The organism is Streptomyces sp. NPDC001070, assembly GCF_053598835.1.
Map to the genome: position 1 here is coordinate 40,473 of NZ_JBSFLB010000022.1, position 14,145 is coordinate 54,617.

General features: G+C 71.2%; 18 protein-coding genes and 5 tRNA genes. 16 read left to right on the forward strand and 7 right to left on the reverse strand.

What is annotated here, in order from left to right; all coding sequences use genetic code 11:
• Position 1 precedes the first annotated feature (1 nt).
• The 6 genes from ACWDAS_RS25655 to ACWDAS_RS25680 all read left to right on the forward strand — a co-directional run bounded on the left by ACWDAS_RS25655 (position 2) and on the right by ACWDAS_RS25680 (position 1,246).
• Positions 2–721, forward strand: coding sequence for an HAD family hydrolase (locus ACWDAS_RS25655; protein WP_450395153.1), 720 nt, complete (start codon positions 2–4; stop codon positions 719–721).
• A gap of 88 nt (positions 722–809) precedes the next feature.
• Positions 810–881 (forward strand) — tRNA-Gln (locus tag ACWDAS_RS25660).
• 17 nt (positions 882–898) lie between these two features.
• A tRNA-Glu gene (locus ACWDAS_RS25665) sits at positions 899–971 on the forward strand.
• 27 nt (positions 972–998) lie between these two features.
• Positions 999–1,071 (forward strand) — tRNA-Glu (locus ACWDAS_RS25670).
• A gap of 12 nt (positions 1,072–1,083) precedes the next feature.
• A tRNA-Gln gene (locus ACWDAS_RS25675) sits at positions 1,084–1,155 on the forward strand.
• Between the two features lie 18 nt (positions 1,156–1,173).
• Positions 1,174–1,246, forward strand: a tRNA-Glu gene (locus tag ACWDAS_RS25680).
• A gap of 91 nt (positions 1,247–1,337) precedes the next feature.
• Here ACWDAS_RS25680 and ACWDAS_RS25685 read toward each other — a convergent pair.
• A complete protein-coding gene (locus ACWDAS_RS25685) occupies positions 1,338–1,982 on the reverse strand; it encodes a MerR family transcriptional regulator (protein ID WP_450395156.1) in 645 nt (214 codons plus the stop codon).
• A gap of 101 nt (positions 1,983–2,083) precedes the next feature.
• Between ACWDAS_RS25685 and ACWDAS_RS25690 the strand changes: the two genes are divergently transcribed.
• Positions 2,084–2,581 (forward strand): DUF4188 domain-containing protein, encoded by a 498-nt coding sequence (locus ACWDAS_RS25690; RefSeq protein WP_450395158.1) that lies wholly within the window; start codon positions 2,084–2,086, stop codon positions 2,579–2,581.
• A gap of 31 nt (positions 2,582–2,612) precedes the next feature.
• On the opposite strand, the gene ndgR is transcribed toward ACWDAS_RS25690, so the two are convergent.
• Positions 2,613–3,329, reverse strand: a complete 717-nt coding sequence (ndgR, locus tag ACWDAS_RS25695; protein ID WP_450395161.1) for an IclR family transcriptional regulator NdgR — start codon at positions 3,327–3,329, stop codon at positions 2,613–2,615.
• Between the two features lie 161 nt (positions 3,330–3,490).
• Between ndgR and leuC the strand changes: the two genes are divergently transcribed.
• The 4 genes from leuC (at position 3,491) to ACWDAS_RS25715 (ending at position 6,610) form a co-directional block, all read left to right on the forward strand.
• On the forward strand, positions 3,491–4,912 hold the full coding sequence (gene leuC, locus ACWDAS_RS25700) for a 3-isopropylmalate dehydratase large subunit (RefSeq protein ID WP_450395163.1): 1,422 nt from the start codon (positions 3,491–3,493) through the stop codon (positions 4,910–4,912).
• Between the two features lie 5 nt (positions 4,913–4,917).
• Positions 4,918–5,511 carry a 3-isopropylmalate dehydratase small subunit gene (leuD, locus tag ACWDAS_RS25705; protein ID WP_450395166.1) on the forward strand — a complete coding sequence of 198 codons (594 nt, stop codon included), beginning with the start codon at positions 4,918–4,920 and terminating at the stop codon, positions 5,509–5,511.
• 133 nt (positions 5,512–5,644) lie between these two features.
• A complete protein-coding gene (locus ACWDAS_RS25710; RefSeq protein ID WP_431948111.1) occupies positions 5,645–5,878 on the forward strand; it encodes an SCO5555 family protein in 234 nt (77 codons plus the stop codon).
• Positions 5,879–6,001: 123 nt separating this feature from the next.
• On the forward strand, positions 6,002–6,610 hold the full coding sequence (locus ACWDAS_RS25715) for an HU family DNA-binding protein (protein ID WP_450395170.1): 609 nt from the start codon (positions 6,002–6,004) through the stop codon (positions 6,608–6,610).
• A gap of 76 nt (positions 6,611–6,686) precedes the next feature.
• Here ACWDAS_RS25715 and ACWDAS_RS25720 read toward each other — a convergent pair whose 3' ends face one another.
• Together ACWDAS_RS25720 and cofC are read right to left on the reverse strand one after the other, a co-directional pair.
• Positions 6,687–6,905: a hypothetical protein gene (locus ACWDAS_RS25720; protein ID WP_018562077.1), complete on the reverse strand. Its 219-nt coding sequence runs from the start codon at positions 6,903–6,905 to the stop codon at positions 6,687–6,689.
• A 123-nt stretch (positions 6,906–7,028) separates the two neighbouring features.
• Positions 7,029–7,742 (reverse strand): 2-phospho-L-lactate guanylyltransferase, encoded by a 714-nt coding sequence (cofC, locus tag ACWDAS_RS25725; protein ID WP_450395419.1) that lies wholly within the window; start codon positions 7,740–7,742, stop codon positions 7,029–7,031.
• Between the two features lie 289 nt (positions 7,743–8,031).
• Here cofC and ACWDAS_RS25730 point away from each other — a divergent pair, with 289 nt between their 5' ends.
• Genes ACWDAS_RS25730 through ACWDAS_RS25740 form a run of 3 tightly spaced genes read left to right on the forward strand, consistent with a single transcriptional unit; the run spans position 8,032 to position 10,919 of the window.
• Positions 8,032–8,757 carry a lysophospholipid acyltransferase family protein gene (locus tag ACWDAS_RS25730; protein ID WP_450395173.1) on the forward strand — a complete coding sequence of 242 codons (726 nt, stop codon included), beginning with the start codon at positions 8,032–8,034 and terminating at the stop codon, positions 8,755–8,757.
• Positions 8,754–9,755 (forward strand): NAD(P)H-dependent glycerol-3-phosphate dehydrogenase, encoded by a 1,002-nt coding sequence (locus ACWDAS_RS25735; protein WP_450395176.1) that lies wholly within the window; start codon positions 8,754–8,756, stop codon positions 9,753–9,755. The genes ACWDAS_RS25730 and ACWDAS_RS25735 overlap by 4 nt, the downstream gene beginning before the upstream one ends.
• A gap of 27 nt (positions 9,756–9,782) precedes the next feature.
• Positions 9,783–10,919: a D-alanine--D-alanine ligase family protein gene (locus tag ACWDAS_RS25740; RefSeq protein WP_450395179.1), complete on the forward strand. Its 1,137-nt coding sequence runs from the start codon at positions 9,783–9,785 to the stop codon at positions 10,917–10,919.
• A gap of 33 nt (positions 10,920–10,952) precedes the next feature.
• Here ACWDAS_RS25740 and ACWDAS_RS25745 read toward each other — a convergent pair whose 3' ends face one another.
• On the reverse strand, positions 10,953–11,417 hold the full coding sequence (locus tag ACWDAS_RS25745) for a DUF3515 domain-containing protein (RefSeq protein WP_450395182.1): 465 nt from the start codon (positions 11,415–11,417) through the stop codon (positions 10,953–10,955).
• A gap of 50 nt (positions 11,418–11,467) precedes the next feature.
• Entirely contained in the window at positions 11,468–11,701 is a 234-nt protein-coding gene (locus tag ACWDAS_RS25750) for an Lrp/AsnC family transcriptional regulator (RefSeq protein WP_018562083.1), read from the reverse strand.
• 155 nt (positions 11,702–11,856) lie between these two features.
• On the opposite strand from ACWDAS_RS25750, the gene ACWDAS_RS25755 reads away from it, so the two are divergent.
• Together ACWDAS_RS25755 and thiD are read left to right on the forward strand one after the other, a co-directional pair.
• Positions 11,857–12,816 carry a thiamine-phosphate kinase gene (locus ACWDAS_RS25755; protein WP_450395185.1) on the forward strand — a complete coding sequence of 320 codons (960 nt, stop codon included), beginning with the start codon at positions 11,857–11,859 and terminating at the stop codon, positions 12,814–12,816.
• Positions 12,817–12,838: 22 nt separating this feature from the next.
• Positions 12,839–13,630, forward strand: coding sequence for a bifunctional hydroxymethylpyrimidine kinase/phosphomethylpyrimidine kinase (gene thiD, locus ACWDAS_RS25760; RefSeq protein ID WP_450395187.1), 792 nt, complete (start codon positions 12,839–12,841; stop codon positions 13,628–13,630).
• An 80-nt stretch (positions 13,631–13,710) separates the two neighbouring features.
• Here thiD and rpmB read toward each other — a convergent pair whose 3' ends face one another.
• Positions 13,711–13,896 (reverse strand): 50S ribosomal protein L28, encoded by a 186-nt coding sequence (gene rpmB, locus ACWDAS_RS25765; protein ID WP_014628431.1) that lies wholly within the window; start codon positions 13,894–13,896, stop codon positions 13,711–13,713.
• Positions 13,897–14,145: the final 249 nt, after the last annotated feature.

The following is a 14,145-nucleotide window of genomic DNA, read 5'->3' on the forward strand; positions in this document are numbered from 1 at the left end:
TATGTCGATCCGCGCCGTGCTCTGGGACATCGACGACACGATCTTCGACTACTCGGGGGCCGAGCGGGCCGGCGCCCTCCGTCATCTGGAGGCCGAGGGCCTCCTCGGCGCGTTCGGCGGCGAGGAGCCTGCCCTGCGGACGTGGCGCGAGGTGATGGAGACGCACTACGAGCGGTTCGTCGCGGGCGAGCTGACCTTCGCCGAGCACCGCAGGGAGCGGGCCCGGGCCTTCCTGGGGGACTCCCTGGGCGATGCCGAGGCCGACGCGTGGTTCGCCGCCTACTACGTCCACTACGAAGCAGCCTGGGCGGCCTTCCCGGATGTCGTACCGACCCTGGACGCCCTCACCCCTGGCTACCGGCACGGCCTGCTGTCCAACTCCAGCACCGCCCACCAGGAGCGCAAGCTGGCCCGGCTCGGGCTGCGCGAGCGCTTCGAGTGCCTGGTGTGCTCGCTGGAGCTCGGGCACGCCAAGCCCGCGCCGGAGGCCTTTCTGGGAGCGTGCGAGGCGCTGGGACTGCCGCCGGAGGAGGTCGCCTACGTGGGCGACAAGGCCGACACCGACGCACGCGGGGCGGACGCGGCGGGCCTGTACGGGGTGTGGCTGGACCGTACGGGTTCCGTCACCGCGCCCGACCTGCGGCGGATCACGGGGCTCGCGGAGCTGCCGGCACTTCTGGCGGCGGATACTCGTTTTGGAGCCCCGTCATCGATCGGGTAATGTTCTTCCTGCGCCGCCCGGGCGGGCCGAAAGGCCGGCACAGGAGGCGCAAACCAAACAAAACCCCCCGCAGGGGGTTGAGTTTTGGTGGGGTATGGTGTAATTGGCAGCACGACTGATTCTGGTTCAGTTAGTCTAGGTTCGAGTCCTGGTACCCCAGCGCAGATCTTCTGCAAAGCCCCCGTTGTGTAGCGGCCTAGCACGCTGCCCTCTCAAGGCAGTAGCGCCGGTTCGAATCCGGTCGGGGGTACTGATCTCTCTCGCAGGGATCGCTAGGGCCCCCGTTGTGTAGCGGCCTAGCACGCCGCCCTCTCAAGGCGGTAGCGCCGGTTCGAATCCGGTCGGGGGTACTTGACACACCATGGGGTATGGTGTAATTGGCAGCACGAGTGATTCTGGTTCATTTAGTCTAGGTTCGAGTCCTGGTACCCCAGCGCATTTCCACAAGGCTTGCCCCCGTTGTGTAGCGGCCTAGCACGCCGCCCTCTCAAGGCGGTAGCGCCGGTTCGAATCCGGTCGGGGGTACATCGAGGAGAGGCCCCCCGCTTCGGCGGGGGGCCTCTTCCGTTGCGTGCGTCGTTTCGCCGACGGCTCCTGCGGCAACTCCTGCGGCGATTCACTCAACTCCGAAGCGGCGCCGGGACTCCTCGGTCTGCGCGAGCCGGCGCAGGCTCAGCAGCACGGGCTCGTAGAGCACCGTGAGCGTCACGGCGGCGGCGGCCTGTTCCAGAGGGGTGTCGTACGTCTCGACCAGATCCAGGTCGTGGACGGCCTGTTGGGCGGCGAGCCGGGCGTAGGGCGCCAAGTGCCCTGCGCTGCAGGGGTATCCGAGGCGGGTCAGCGCGGCGACCGCCGTGACGAGCGTCCGGTACGCGGGGGAGGGGCCGTGCTCCTCGCTGTCGTAGCGCCAGCCGAGTTCGTTCATCAGCTCGTCCACCTCGCGGCGGGCCGCGACGGTCGCCGGGTCGTCCTCGTCGGGCTCGGGCCCGTGCGGCAGGACGAAGGTGGCGGCGCCGAGCCGCATGTGCTGGTTGAGAGACTCGTCGTCCACCGCGGCGAGCACCTCCCGCGCGGTGGCCACCGGCACCCTGCCGACCTGGATCAGCGCCCGGACGAACCGCAGCCGGCGCAGATGGTCCTCCCCGTACTCCGCCTGCGTGGCGGTGACGCGACGGCCGGGCGGGAGCAGGCCCTCGCGCAGGTAGTACTTGATCGTGGCCGTGGCCACACCGCTGCGTTCACTCAGCTCCGCCAGCCGCATTCCCTTGCGCCCTCCATTGGGTAGTGGCACTATCTAAGCATGGATAGCAGAACTATCCAATCGCTCGTCGCAGCGGTCCTCAGGGGTGACAGGAGAGACGTATGTCCGCGCACGTGATTCCGGGTCGCAACACCGCCGCCGTCGAGGGCGGCGTCGTCGTCTTCCTCCTCGGGATGCGGATCAACCGCCTGTGGGCCCTGAGCAGCTGGCTTCCGGTGTTCAAGGCCATGCCGCGGATGCTGCGGGAGCTGTCGCGCGACGAGGACAGCGGCTTCCTCGGCTACCGGCTGCTGTTCGGCGGCCCGCGGGTGATCTGCGTCCTGCAGTACTGGGCCAGCAAGGAGCAGCTGTTCTCCTACGCCTCGCAGCAGGACAAGCAGCACCGGCCCGCGTGGGCGGCGTTCAACCGCCGGGCGCGGGCCGGCAAGGGGCGGGTGGGTATCTGGCACGAGACGTACGCCGTGCGCGCGGGCTCGTACGAGTCCGTCTACGTCGACATGCCGGCCTTCGGCCTGGGGGCCGTGGCCGGGGTCGTCCCGGTGGGCCGCCGCGGCGAGACGGCGGTCCAGCGGCTGAAGTCGGGGGAGCGGGCGGCGTGAGGCGGGTGCGCGGTGTGTGCGGCGCGCCGCCTCAGCCGTTGCGGCGCAGCGCCTCCGACAGGCGGCCGGCAGCGTCGACGACGGCCTGGGCGTGCATGCGCCCGGGGTGCCGGGTCAGCCGCTCGATCGGACCGGAGACGGAGACGGCCGCCACCACGCGGTTGGACGGGCCGCGTACCGGGGCCGAGACGGAGGCCACGCCCGGCTCGCGCTCGCCGATCGACTGGGCCCAGCCGCGGCGCCGCACGCCGGAGAGCGCGGTGGCGGTGAAGCGGGCGCCCTGCAGGCCGCGGTGGAGCCGCTCCGGCTCCTCCCACGCCAGCAGGATCTGGGCGGCGGAGCCCGCCTTCATCGGCAGCGTGGAGCCGACCGGGACGGTGTCCCGCAGTCCGGACAGCCGCTCGGCGGCGGCCACGCAGATGCGCATGTCGCCCTGGCGGCGATAGAGCTGGGCGCTCTCGCCGGTCACGTCGCGCAGATGCGTGAGCACCGGGCCGGCGGTGGCCAGCAGACGGTCCTCGCCCGCCGCGGCGGCGAGTTCGGACAGCCGCGGCCCGAGGATGAAGCGCCCCTGCATGTCGCGGGCGACCATCCGGTGGTGCTCCAGGGCGACGGCGAGGCGGTGTGCGGTGGGGCGGGCGAGGCCCGTGGCGCCTACGAGCCCGGCCAGGGTGGCCGGGCCGGACTCGAGTGCGCTGAGCACCAGAGCCGCCTTGTCGAGAACGCCGACGCCACTACTGTTGTCCATGCAACGATACTCGCGTCTCACTCTGTGAAACGCAAGTTCAATTTTCCCGCGGACGCGGCACGCTGGAATGCACAGGGCCGGAGCAGCCACTCCTCACAAGGGGGTGGACACGCACGGCAACGACGAACAGGCCGGCAGAGCGGCCGGTCGGAGGGAATGCGATGGCCAGGACACTCGCGGAAAAGGTCTGGGAGGATCACGTCGTGCGGCGCGCCGAGGGCGAGCCCGACCTCCTCTTCATCGACCTGCACCTGCTCCACGAGGTCACCAGCCCGCAGGCCTTCGACGGTCTGCGGATGAACGGCCGCCCGGTGCGCCGGCTGGACCTCACCATCGCGACAGAGGACCACAACACCCCCACCCTCGACATCGACAAGCCCATCGCCGACCCGGTGTCGCGCACGCAGCTGGAGACGCTGCGGAAGAACTGCGCCGAGTTCGGGGTGCGGCTGCACCCGCTGGGCGACGTCGAGCAGGGCGTGGTGCACGTCGTCGGTCCGCAGCTGGGTCTGACCCAGCCCGGCATGACGGTGGTCTGCGGTGACAGCCACACCTCGACCCACGGCGCCTTCGGCGCGCTGGCGTTCGGCATCGGCACCAGCCAGGTCGAGCACGTACTGGCCACCCAGACCCTGCCGCTGGCCCCGTTCAAGACGATGGCGATCACCGTCGACGGCGAGCTGCCCGACGGCGTCACCGCCAAGGACCTGATCCTGGCGATCATCGCCAGGATCGGCACCGGCGGCGGCCAGGGCTATGTCATCGAGTACCGCGGCTCGGCCATCGAGAAGCTCTCGATGGAGGCCCGGATGACCATCTGCAACATGTCGATCGAGGCGGGCGCGCGGGCCGGCATGATCGCCCCGGACCGGACCACCTTCGACTACCTGCAGGGCCGTGCGCACGCCCCGCAGGGCGAGGACTGGGACGCCGCGGTCGCGTACTGGGAGACGCTCAGGACCGACGAGGACGCCGTCTTCGACCACGAGGTCGTCATCGACGCCGCCTCACTGTCCCCGTTCGTCACCTGGGGCACCAACCCCGGCCAGGGCGCCCCGCTGAGCGCCGCGGTGCCGGACCCGGCCTCCTTCGAGGACCCCAGCGACCGCCTGGCAGCCGAGAAGGCCCTGGAGTACATGGGCCTGGAGCCCGGTACGCCGCTGCGCGAGGTGAAGGTCGACACCGTCTTCGTCGGCTCCTGCACCAACGGCCGCATCGAGGACCTGCGCTCCGCCGCGTCGATCGTCCAGGGCCGCAAGGTCGCCGACGGCGTGCGGATGCTGGTCGTGCCCGGTTCGGTCCGGGTCGCCCTGCAGGCCGTGGAGGAGGGCCTGGACAAGGTCTTCAAGGAGGCCGGCGCCGAGTGGCGGCACGCGGGCTGCTCGATGTGTCTGGGCATGAACCCCGACCAACTGGCCCCCGGCGAGCGCTCCGCGTCCACATCCAACCGCAACTTCGAGGGACGGCAGGGCAAGGGCGGCCGTACCCACCTGGTGTCGCCCCAGGTCGCGGCCGCGACCGCGGTCACCGGCCACCTCTCGTCCCCCGCCGATCTGTCCGGCGCCGCCGCCCTGGAGGCCTGAGAACGATGGAAGCTTTCACCACGCACACCGGCCGCGCGGTCCCGCTGCGCCGCAGCAACGCCGACACCGACCAGATCATCCCGGCCCACTGGCTGAAGAAGGTCACCCGCAACGGCTTCGAGGACGGCCTGTTCGAGGCATGGCGCAAGGACCCAGAGTTCGTTCTCAACCGGCCCGAGCGCCAGGGTGCGACCGTCCTGGTCGCCGGCCCCGACTTCGGCACCGGCTCCTCCCGCGAGCACGCGGTGTGGGCCCTGCAGAACTACGGTTTCAAGGCCGTCATCTCCTCGCGCTTCGCCGACATCTTCCGCGGCAACTCGTTGAAGAACGGCCTGCTCACCGTGATCCTGCCGCAGGAGACGGTCGAGAAGCTGTGGCAGCTGACCGAGGCCGACCCGTCGGCCGAGATCACCGTCGATCTCGAGACCCGCGAGGTCCGCGCCGAGGGGATCACCGCCCCCTTCGAGCTGGACGACAACGCCCGCTGGAGGCTGCTCAACGGCCTGGACGACATCAGCCTCACCCTGCAGAACGCGGCCGACATCGCCGCGTACGAGGCCAAGCGCCCGTCCTTCAAGCCGCAGACCCTGCAGGTCTGACCGGCACGGCCGCCCCGCGGCCGCGCGTCACGGCACCTTCCGCAGCGCCCCCCGCCCCCACCGGGCGGGGGGCGCTGCGGCGTGTTCGGCCCCACACCTCGTGACAACTCACCGCAGATGACACAATCGGCACATGGAACACGATGGCCAACTCGAGCTGTACGGGTTCCTCGCTGCCAGGTTGAAGCAGGCCCACACCCGGGTGGCGGGTCTGCAAGTGCCGGAGGACGTCAGGATGCAGTTGACCCGGCGGCTCCTCGTCATCACCGCGGCCGCGAAGCACGATCTCGCGGGTGCGGCAAGGCGTCTGGAGGAACTGATGAGGGACCTCGACGAAGGCCGATTCCCCGATCAAAGGCCTTCCTGAGCCCTGAGTTCGTTGCGGCACAAGGGTGATTCGCCCGTTTCGTATTTGATTTGCGGTATATATCCGCCTAGCGTGCGAAAAAGCCCGAACTTCATCGCCGGGCAAGTTTCCGAAGGGGAAGACGTGAACAAGGCGCAGCTCGTTGAAGCGATTGCCGACAAGCTCGGCGGCCGTCAGCAGGCCGCGGACGCGGTCGACGCCGTCCTGGACGCGATCGTCCGCGCGACGGTGAGCGGTGACCGGGTCTCGGTCACCGGCTTCGGCTCGTTCGAGAAGGTGGAGCGTCCCGCCCGCTACGCCCGCAACCCCCAGACCGGGGAGCGGGTCCGGGTCAAGAAGACCTCCGTCCCGCGCTTCCGCGCCGGCCAGGGCTTCAAGGACCTGGTCAGCGGGTCGAAGAAGCTCCCCAAGGCCGGCGAGGTCTCCGTCAAGAAGGCACCCAAGGGCAGCCTGACCGGCGGCGTCACCGCCAAGGCCACCACCAAGAAGGCCGCCGCGAAGAAGACGACGGCCAAGAAGGCCACCGCGGCCAAGGCGACGACGGCGAAGAAGACCACCGCCGCCAAGGCCACGGCCAAGAAGGCCGCCGCGGCCAAGGCGACGACGGCGAAGAAGGCCGCCGCCAAGACCACCGCGAAGAAGGCGACCGCCAAGAAAACCGCCCCGGCCAAGAAGGCCCCCGCCAAGTCTGCGGCGCGGAAGACCGCCACCAAGCGGGCCGCGAAGCGGTAACGATTCCGCGGACCCGCACACGCCGACGGGCCGGGCACCCCTGGATCAGGGGCGCCCGGCCCGTGCCGTCATGTGCTCAGGCCCCCGGGTCGGGGAAGGTCTGCAGCGTCACGAAGACCACCCGGCGCCCGTCCCCGCTTCCCTCGGTGCGGATCCGCACCCGCTGACCGGGCCGCAGCAGCCGCAGCCCCCCGGCGTCGAACGCCGCCGCGTCGAACGGCAGCGGCGTCCCGTCGTCCAGCAGCACGCTGCCGGCGCGGGTCTCGGGGTCGTAGGTGTACGCGGTGGCCTGCATGGATCTCAGCCTAGAGCGTGCCGTCAAATTGGCTCCTCCAGCTCCGCCGGGGTGCCCCCGGGTGCGGTGCGTCGCAAGGCGGAGAGTCGTCGTAGGGGGCGGGCGGGAATGTGCCGAGAAGCTCTAGCGGGCGCCGCTCCCCGGGGCCGGTGCGCCCGCGGCCCCGCAGCCCGCGGTGCCGGAGTCAGCGGCGCCGTCCTGCGGCGCCACCCGAAGTCCGGCCCGCAGCAGTGCCCGCGTGTGGGGCCCGACACCCAGCGTCAGGGCGGCGGCCAGGTCCGCGCCCGTATCCACGTCCCGGCGCACGGAGTCCACGCCGGCCAGGGCGATCTCGTGGGCGCCGGAGGCCCGGTGGCGGGCCCGTGAGGGGCCGCCGAAGGCCGGCGAGAGGGGGCTCCCCGCGGTGGCCGCCAGCAGCGTGGTGCCGATTCCGGCCGCGTCGGCCAGAAATCCCCGTCCAGGGCGCCGGGCGGCCGCGCGGAGCACCGCGGCCAGTTCGGCGGGCCGCAAGGCCGGGAGATCGGCGTTCAGGGCCGCCACGGCGGCCCCGGGGTGCCGTTCCCGCACCGAGTCGGCGCCGTGTCGCAGCGCGGCGTTGAGGCCGGCCGCCGGGGAGTCCGCCAGGATCCGCGCCCCCAGCGCCGTCAGCGCGGCCCCGGCGAGCGGGTCATCGGTGACGACCGTCACATTCCGCACCGCCTCACAGGCGAGCGCGGCGGCCACCGTGTCCTGCGCGAAGGCCAGTGCCAGCCCGGGCCGCACGGGGCCGACCGCCTCCGCGAGGCGGCTCTTTGCCTCGGCCAGCGGCTTCAGCGGGACGACGAGCGACCATTCCACGGGTGGCGACACCGAACTATTGTGCTCGGGTCCCCCGGGCCCACCACCACCGCGCCCCCCAACCCCCTTCCCGGCGGCTCGCCTCCGGGTGCACGATCTCCCTGGCACGCGCTACGGCCTCCTGGCCTCGGCGCTTTCGCCGGGGGCGCACGCTCTGGGGCTTTCGCCCTGGCGTTACGGTGGCCCTACCGGCGACACTTGTGCGGCCGCACCGGCCGCACGGTGCCGCCGACCACAGCAGGCCGCGATCCGGTGTCCCGGGTCGGCGGCGGAACGAGGAGGAGTTCTGGTGTCCCGCCGCAGAATCGGCTTCTGGTACCGGCTCGCAGCCGTCATCGCGAAACCGCCGCTTGTCGTTCTCTTCAAGCGGGACTGGCGCGGAATGGAGCACATTCCGGCCGAGGGCGGATTCATCACCGCGGTCAACCACAACTCGTACCTCGACCCGCTGTCGTACGCGCATTTCCAGTACAACACCGGACGGGTCCCGCGCTTCCTGGCGAAGGCGCCGCTGTTCAAGCCCGCCTTCATCGGCGCGATCCTGCGCGGCACCGGCCAGATCCCCGTCTATCGGGAGAGCACCGACGCCGCCAACGCCTTCCGGGCCGCCGTGGACGCCATCAACTCCGGCGAGTGCGTCGCCTTCTACCCCGAGGGCACGCTGACCAGGGACCCGGAGATGTGGCCGATGGTGGGCAAGACGGGCGTCGCGCGGGTCGCGCTGATGACCAAGGCCCCCGTGATCCCGGTCGCCCAGTGGGGCGCCAACGAGGCGATGCCCCCGTACGCCAAGGAGAACAAGGTCCGGCTCTTCCCGCGCAAGACCCTGCGGGTCGTCGCCGGGCCGCCGGTGGACCTGTCGGCGTTCTACGGGCAGGAGCCGAGCGCCGACGTGCTGAAGGACGCCACCGACACCATCATGGCCGCGGTCAGCGAGCTGCTGGGCGAACTGCGCGGTCAGACCCCGCCCGCCGAGCGCTTCGACCCGCGCAAGCAGAGGGGGATCACCAAGTGACGACGCGCTGCGCGGTCTACGGCGCGGGCTCGTGGGGCACCGCCTTCGCGATGGTGCTCGCCGATGCCGGTGCCCAGGTGACCATGTGGGGCCGCCGCCCCGAGGTGGTCGAGGCCGTCAACAGCACGCGCACAAACCCGTACTACCTGCCGGGAACGGAGCTGCCGGCGACGATCACGGCCACAACCGACCCCGCGGAGGCCGCCCGGGACGCGGAGTTCGTGATCCTGTCCGTACCGTCGCAGACGCTGCGCGGCAACCTGGCCGAGTGGCAGTCGCTGCTGCCCCGCGACTCCGTGCTGGTCAGTTTGATGAAGGGCGTCGAACTCGGCACGGCCAAGCGGATGAGCGAGGTCATCGAGGAGGTCGCCAAGGCGGGCCCGGAGCGCGTGGCCGTGGTGTCCGGCCCCAACCTGGCCAAGGAGATCGCCGCGCGGCAGCCCGCCGCCTCCGTCGTCGCCTGCCGTGACGAGGCCGTCGCCAAACGGCTGCAGGCCGCCAGCCACACCGCGTACTTCCGGCCGTACACCAACACCGACGTGGTCGGCTGCGAACTCGGCGGCGCCGTGAAGAACGTGATCGGCCTCGCCGTCGGCATCGCCGACGGCATGGGCCTGGGCGACAACACCAAGGGCTCGCTGATCACGCGCGGCCTGGCGGAGACCACCCGGCTCGGCATCGCGCTGGGCGCCGACCCGCTGACCTTCTCCGGTCTCGCGGGTCTGGGCGACCTGGTCGCGACCTGCTCCTCGCCGCTGTCGCGCAACCACACCTTCGGCTTCAACCTGGGCAAGGGCATGACGCTGGAGGAGACCATCGCGGTCACCCGGCAGACCGCCGAGGGCGTCAAGTCCTGCGAGTCGGTGCTCGACCTGGCACGCCGGCACGGCGTCGACATGCCCATCACCGAGACCGTCGTCGACATCGTTCACAACGGCAAGCAGCCGGTCGTCGCGGTCAAGGAGCTGATGTCGCGCTCCGCGAAGTCGGAACGCTGACGTCCGGAACGGTAAGGTCAACGCGACATGAGCAATCAGCCTTCTTCCCGCAAGCCGCGCGTCGCCGTCGTCTTCGGCGGACGCAGCTCCGAACACGCCATCTCGGTCGTCACCGCAGGCGCCGTGCTGAGCGCGATCGACCGCGACAAGTACGACGTGCTGCCGATCGGCATCACCACCGACGGCCGTTGGGCGCTCACCGCCGACGACCCGTCCCGGATGGCGATCGCCGACCGCGCGCTGCCGAGCGTGGCGCAGCTCGCCGAGTCCTCCGACGGCTCGGTGCTGTTGCCGGTGGACCCGGCCAGCCGCGAGGTCGTCTACAGCGAGCCCGGCTCGGTGCCCAAGGTGCTGGGCGACGTCGACGTCGTCTTCCCCATGCTGCACGGCCCCTACGGCGAGGACGGCACCCTCCAGGGCCTGCTGGAGCTCTCCGGAGTGCCCTACGTGGGCTCCGGCGTGCTCGCCTCGGCCGTCGGCATGGACAAGGAGTACATGAAGCGGGTCTTCATCTCCTTCGGCCTGCCGGTCGGGCCGTACATCGTGATCCGCCCCCGTGAGTGGGAGAACGACCCCGCCGCGGCCCGCAAGAAGGTCGTCGACTTCGCCGCCGACCACGGCTGGCCGGTCTTCGTGAAGCCCGCCCGCGCCGGGTCCTCCATGGGCATCAGCAAGGTCAACGACCTCGCCGGCCTGGACGAGGCGATCGAGGAGGCCCGCAGGCACGACCCCAAGGTGCTGGTGGAGTCGCTGCTGAGCGGCCGCGAGATCGAATGCGGCGTCCTGGAGTTCGAGGACGGCCCGCGCGCCTCCGTCCCTGCGGAGATCCCGCCGGTCACGGCGCACGAGTTCTACGACTTCGAGGCGAAGTACATCGACTCCGCCGAGGGCGTCGTGCCCGCGCCGCTGACCCCGGAGCAGACCGCCGAGGTGCAACGGCTCGCCGTCGCGGCCTTCGACGCCGCCTCCTGCGAGGGCCTGGTCCGCGCGGACTTCTTCCTGCAGGACAACGGCGAGTTCGTGATCAACGAGATCAACACCATGCCCGGCTTCACGCCGATCTCGATGTACCCGCGCATGTGGCAGGAGAGCGGCGTCGGCTACGCGGAACTGGTGGACCGGCTGATCCAGGCCGCGCTGCGGCGCTCCACCGGCCTGCGCTGAGCCCCGTCCGCCGGGAGCGGTCCGCCGGGCCCGTCAGAGTTCGGTGGGGATCGTCCGCTCGACGGCGCGTCCGAGGTCGGTCAGCGGATCGACCTCGGGCGCGTACTTGGCCGGTACCGTCACCTCGACGAAGGTCCTGCGGCCGGTCGTCGTGAAGCGGTAGCCGTCGTCGGTCTTCTCGATGAGCCAGCTCACCCCGTTGACCTCCACCGCGTCGGCGGTGGGGTTGTACGTCGCGCTGCCAGGGGTCAGCATCTCGGGTCGCGGCACGCCGCAGCGCAGCACCACCGTAGGATCCCCCCAACCGGCGGTGAGGTCGGAGACGGGCCGCAGCGACCGTTCGGGCAGCCCGTCGACCTTGTCCGGCAGCGCGTCGTGCAGGGCGCCGCACATCCGGGCGGCCTGGGCGGAGGGCGCCGGGACGGCGACCCCGTTCGCGTCACCGCCGGAGGCGGAAATCCAGACCGCCGCCGCGGACAGGCACGCGACGGCGGACACGGACACTAGCGCGACCCGGCGGTACATCACCCGCCGAGCTTACAGGGGGCCTAGAGATGGACGACCGGACAGGTCAGCGTGCGGGTGATCCCCTCCACCTGCTGCACTTTCGCCACCACAAGGCGACCCAAATCGTCGACCGTGTCTGCCTGGGCACGCACGATCACGTCGTACGGGCCGGTGACGTCCTCGGCCTGGATGACCCCGGAAATCTTGGAGATCACCTCCGCTACTGCCGAGGCCTTCCCAACCTCGGTTTGGATCAGAATGTACGCCTGTACCACGGAACCTCCAGGGCGGCTACGAGGATCATGTGGGAGGGAACGTCACGGTACCGCGTCGCCGCATGCCACGGGGAGACCCGCGCGGTACCGGCCGCGCGAAAGCCGTCACGGAAGTGCACGCAGAAGGGGACCGGCCAGGTGAAGGGGACAGTCACATGAAGGGCACCGTGGGTGAGCTGGGGGAGTTCGGGCTCATCAGGGAGTTGACCTCCCGGCTCACCTCCAGCCCGGCCGTACGGCTCGGACCGGGTGACGACGCGGCCGTGGTCGCCGCGCCGGACCGGCGGGTGGTGGCCACCACCGACGCGCTCGTGGAGGGGCGCCACTTCCGCCGCGACTGGTCCACCGCCTACGACGTGGGCCGCAAGGCCGCCGCGCAGAACCTCGCCGACATCGCCGCGATGGGCGCGGTGCCGACCGCGGTGCTGCTCGCCCTGGTCGTCCCGGCGGACCTGCCCGTGACCTGGCCGGTCGAGCTCATGGACGGCATCAGGGACGAGTGCCAGGTGGCCGGGGCGGCCGTGGTCGGCGGGGACGTCGTCCGCGGCGAGACGATCATGGTCTCCATCACCGCACTGGGCGACCTGCGCGACCGTGAACCCATCACCCGATCCGGTGCCCGCCCCGGCGACATCGTCGCCGTCACCGGGTGGCTCGGCTGGTCCGCGGCGGGACTCGCGGTGCTCTCCCGGGGCTTCCGTTCCCCGCGCGCGTTCGTCGAGGCGCACCGCCGGCCCGAACCGCCGTACCACGCCGGTCCCGCCGCCGCCGAACTCGGCGCGACCGCCATGACCGACGTCAGCGACGGCCTCGTCGCCGACCTCGGGCACATCGCCGCCGCCAGTGGCGTCGCGATCGACCTGCGCTCCGCCGACATCGACATCCCGGCGCAGATGGCCGACATCGGGCAGGCCGTCGGCGTCGACCCGCTGCACTGGGTGCTGACCGGGGGAGAGGACCACGCCATAGTCGCCGCCTTCCCCCCGGACACGAAGCTGCCCGCGCGCTGGCGGGTCATCGGCCGGGTGGTGAAGGCCGCCACGACACCCCAGGTCACCGTGGACGGCGCGCCCTGGGACAAGGCGGGAGGCTGGGACCACTTCGGGGAGGAGTGACGGCAGCGACTAGATTCGCCGTATGACGATCCCACCGCGCGTGCTCACCGTCGCCGGCTCCGACTCCGGCGGCGGCGCGGGCATCCAGGCCGACCTGAAGACCATGCTCGCCCTCGGCGTCCACGGCATGAGCGTGGTCACGGCCGTCACGGCCCAGAACTCGCTGGGTGTCCAGGGCGCCTGGGAACTCCCGGTGGAGGCCGTACGCGCCCAGTTCCGCAGCGTCGTCGACGACATCGGCGTCCAGGCGGTCAAGACCGGGATGCTCTCCTCGACCGCGCTCGTCTCCGCCGTCGCCGAACTGCTCGCCCCGCTCGACGTACCCGTGGTCGTCGACCCCGTCGGCGTCTCCAAGCACGGCGACCCGCTGCTCGCCGCGGACGCCGTCGAGGTCGTACGGACGCGGCTGCTGCCGCTGGCCACCGTCGCCACCCCCAACCTGGACGAGGTGCGCCAGCTCACCGGAGTCGTCGTGGACGGCGAGCCCGCCATGCGCGAGGCCGCGGCGGCCGTACTGAAGTGCGGCCCCCGCTGGGCGCTGATCAAGGGAGGCCATCTCAGCGGCGACGCCGTCGACCTCCTCACCGACGGCAGCAGCGAGCACTGGCTTCGCGCCGTCCGACACGACAACCGGCACACCCACGGCACCGGCTGCACACTGGCGTCCGCCATCGCCTCGTGTCTCGCGCGGGGAATGGACGTTCCCGACGCCGTCCACGCGGCCAAGGAGTACGTCACCGGCGCCGTCGCGGCGGGCTTCCCCCTGGGCGGCGGCATCGGCCCCGTGGACCACGCCTGGCGGCAGCGTGAGTGAGGACACAGCAGAAAGCCGGTCCACCACCAGGGTGGACCGGCTCCGGTAGCCGCAAAGGCTGCGCTACGACGTCCTATGCGTCAGCGCGCGACCTTGCCGGCCTTGATGCACGAGGTGCAGACATTGAGGCGCTTCGGCGTCCGACCGACCACAGCACGCACCGTCTGGATGTTGGGGTTCCAACGACGGCGAGTACGGCGGTGCGAGTGCGAGATGTTGTTGCCGAAGCCCGGCCCCTTGCCGCAGACGTCGCAGTTGGCAGCCACGGGTCACTCCAAAGACTTCAGATGCACTAACGGATAAATCCCGGCGGCGTCCGACGTCCGTCCGAATGATCGGAGGAAGACCGGTGATGCCGAGGGATGGCCCGGGACAGCCCCGGGCAACCGGAGCAGCATACTACGTCCGCTCCTGTCCCTCGAAACTACCATGGTCAGCGGGACGGGGCGGTCGCCCGGTGGGCCCCGGCCATCAGTACGCTGCGTGCGGACACCTCCCCACCCCAGGTCCCCGGC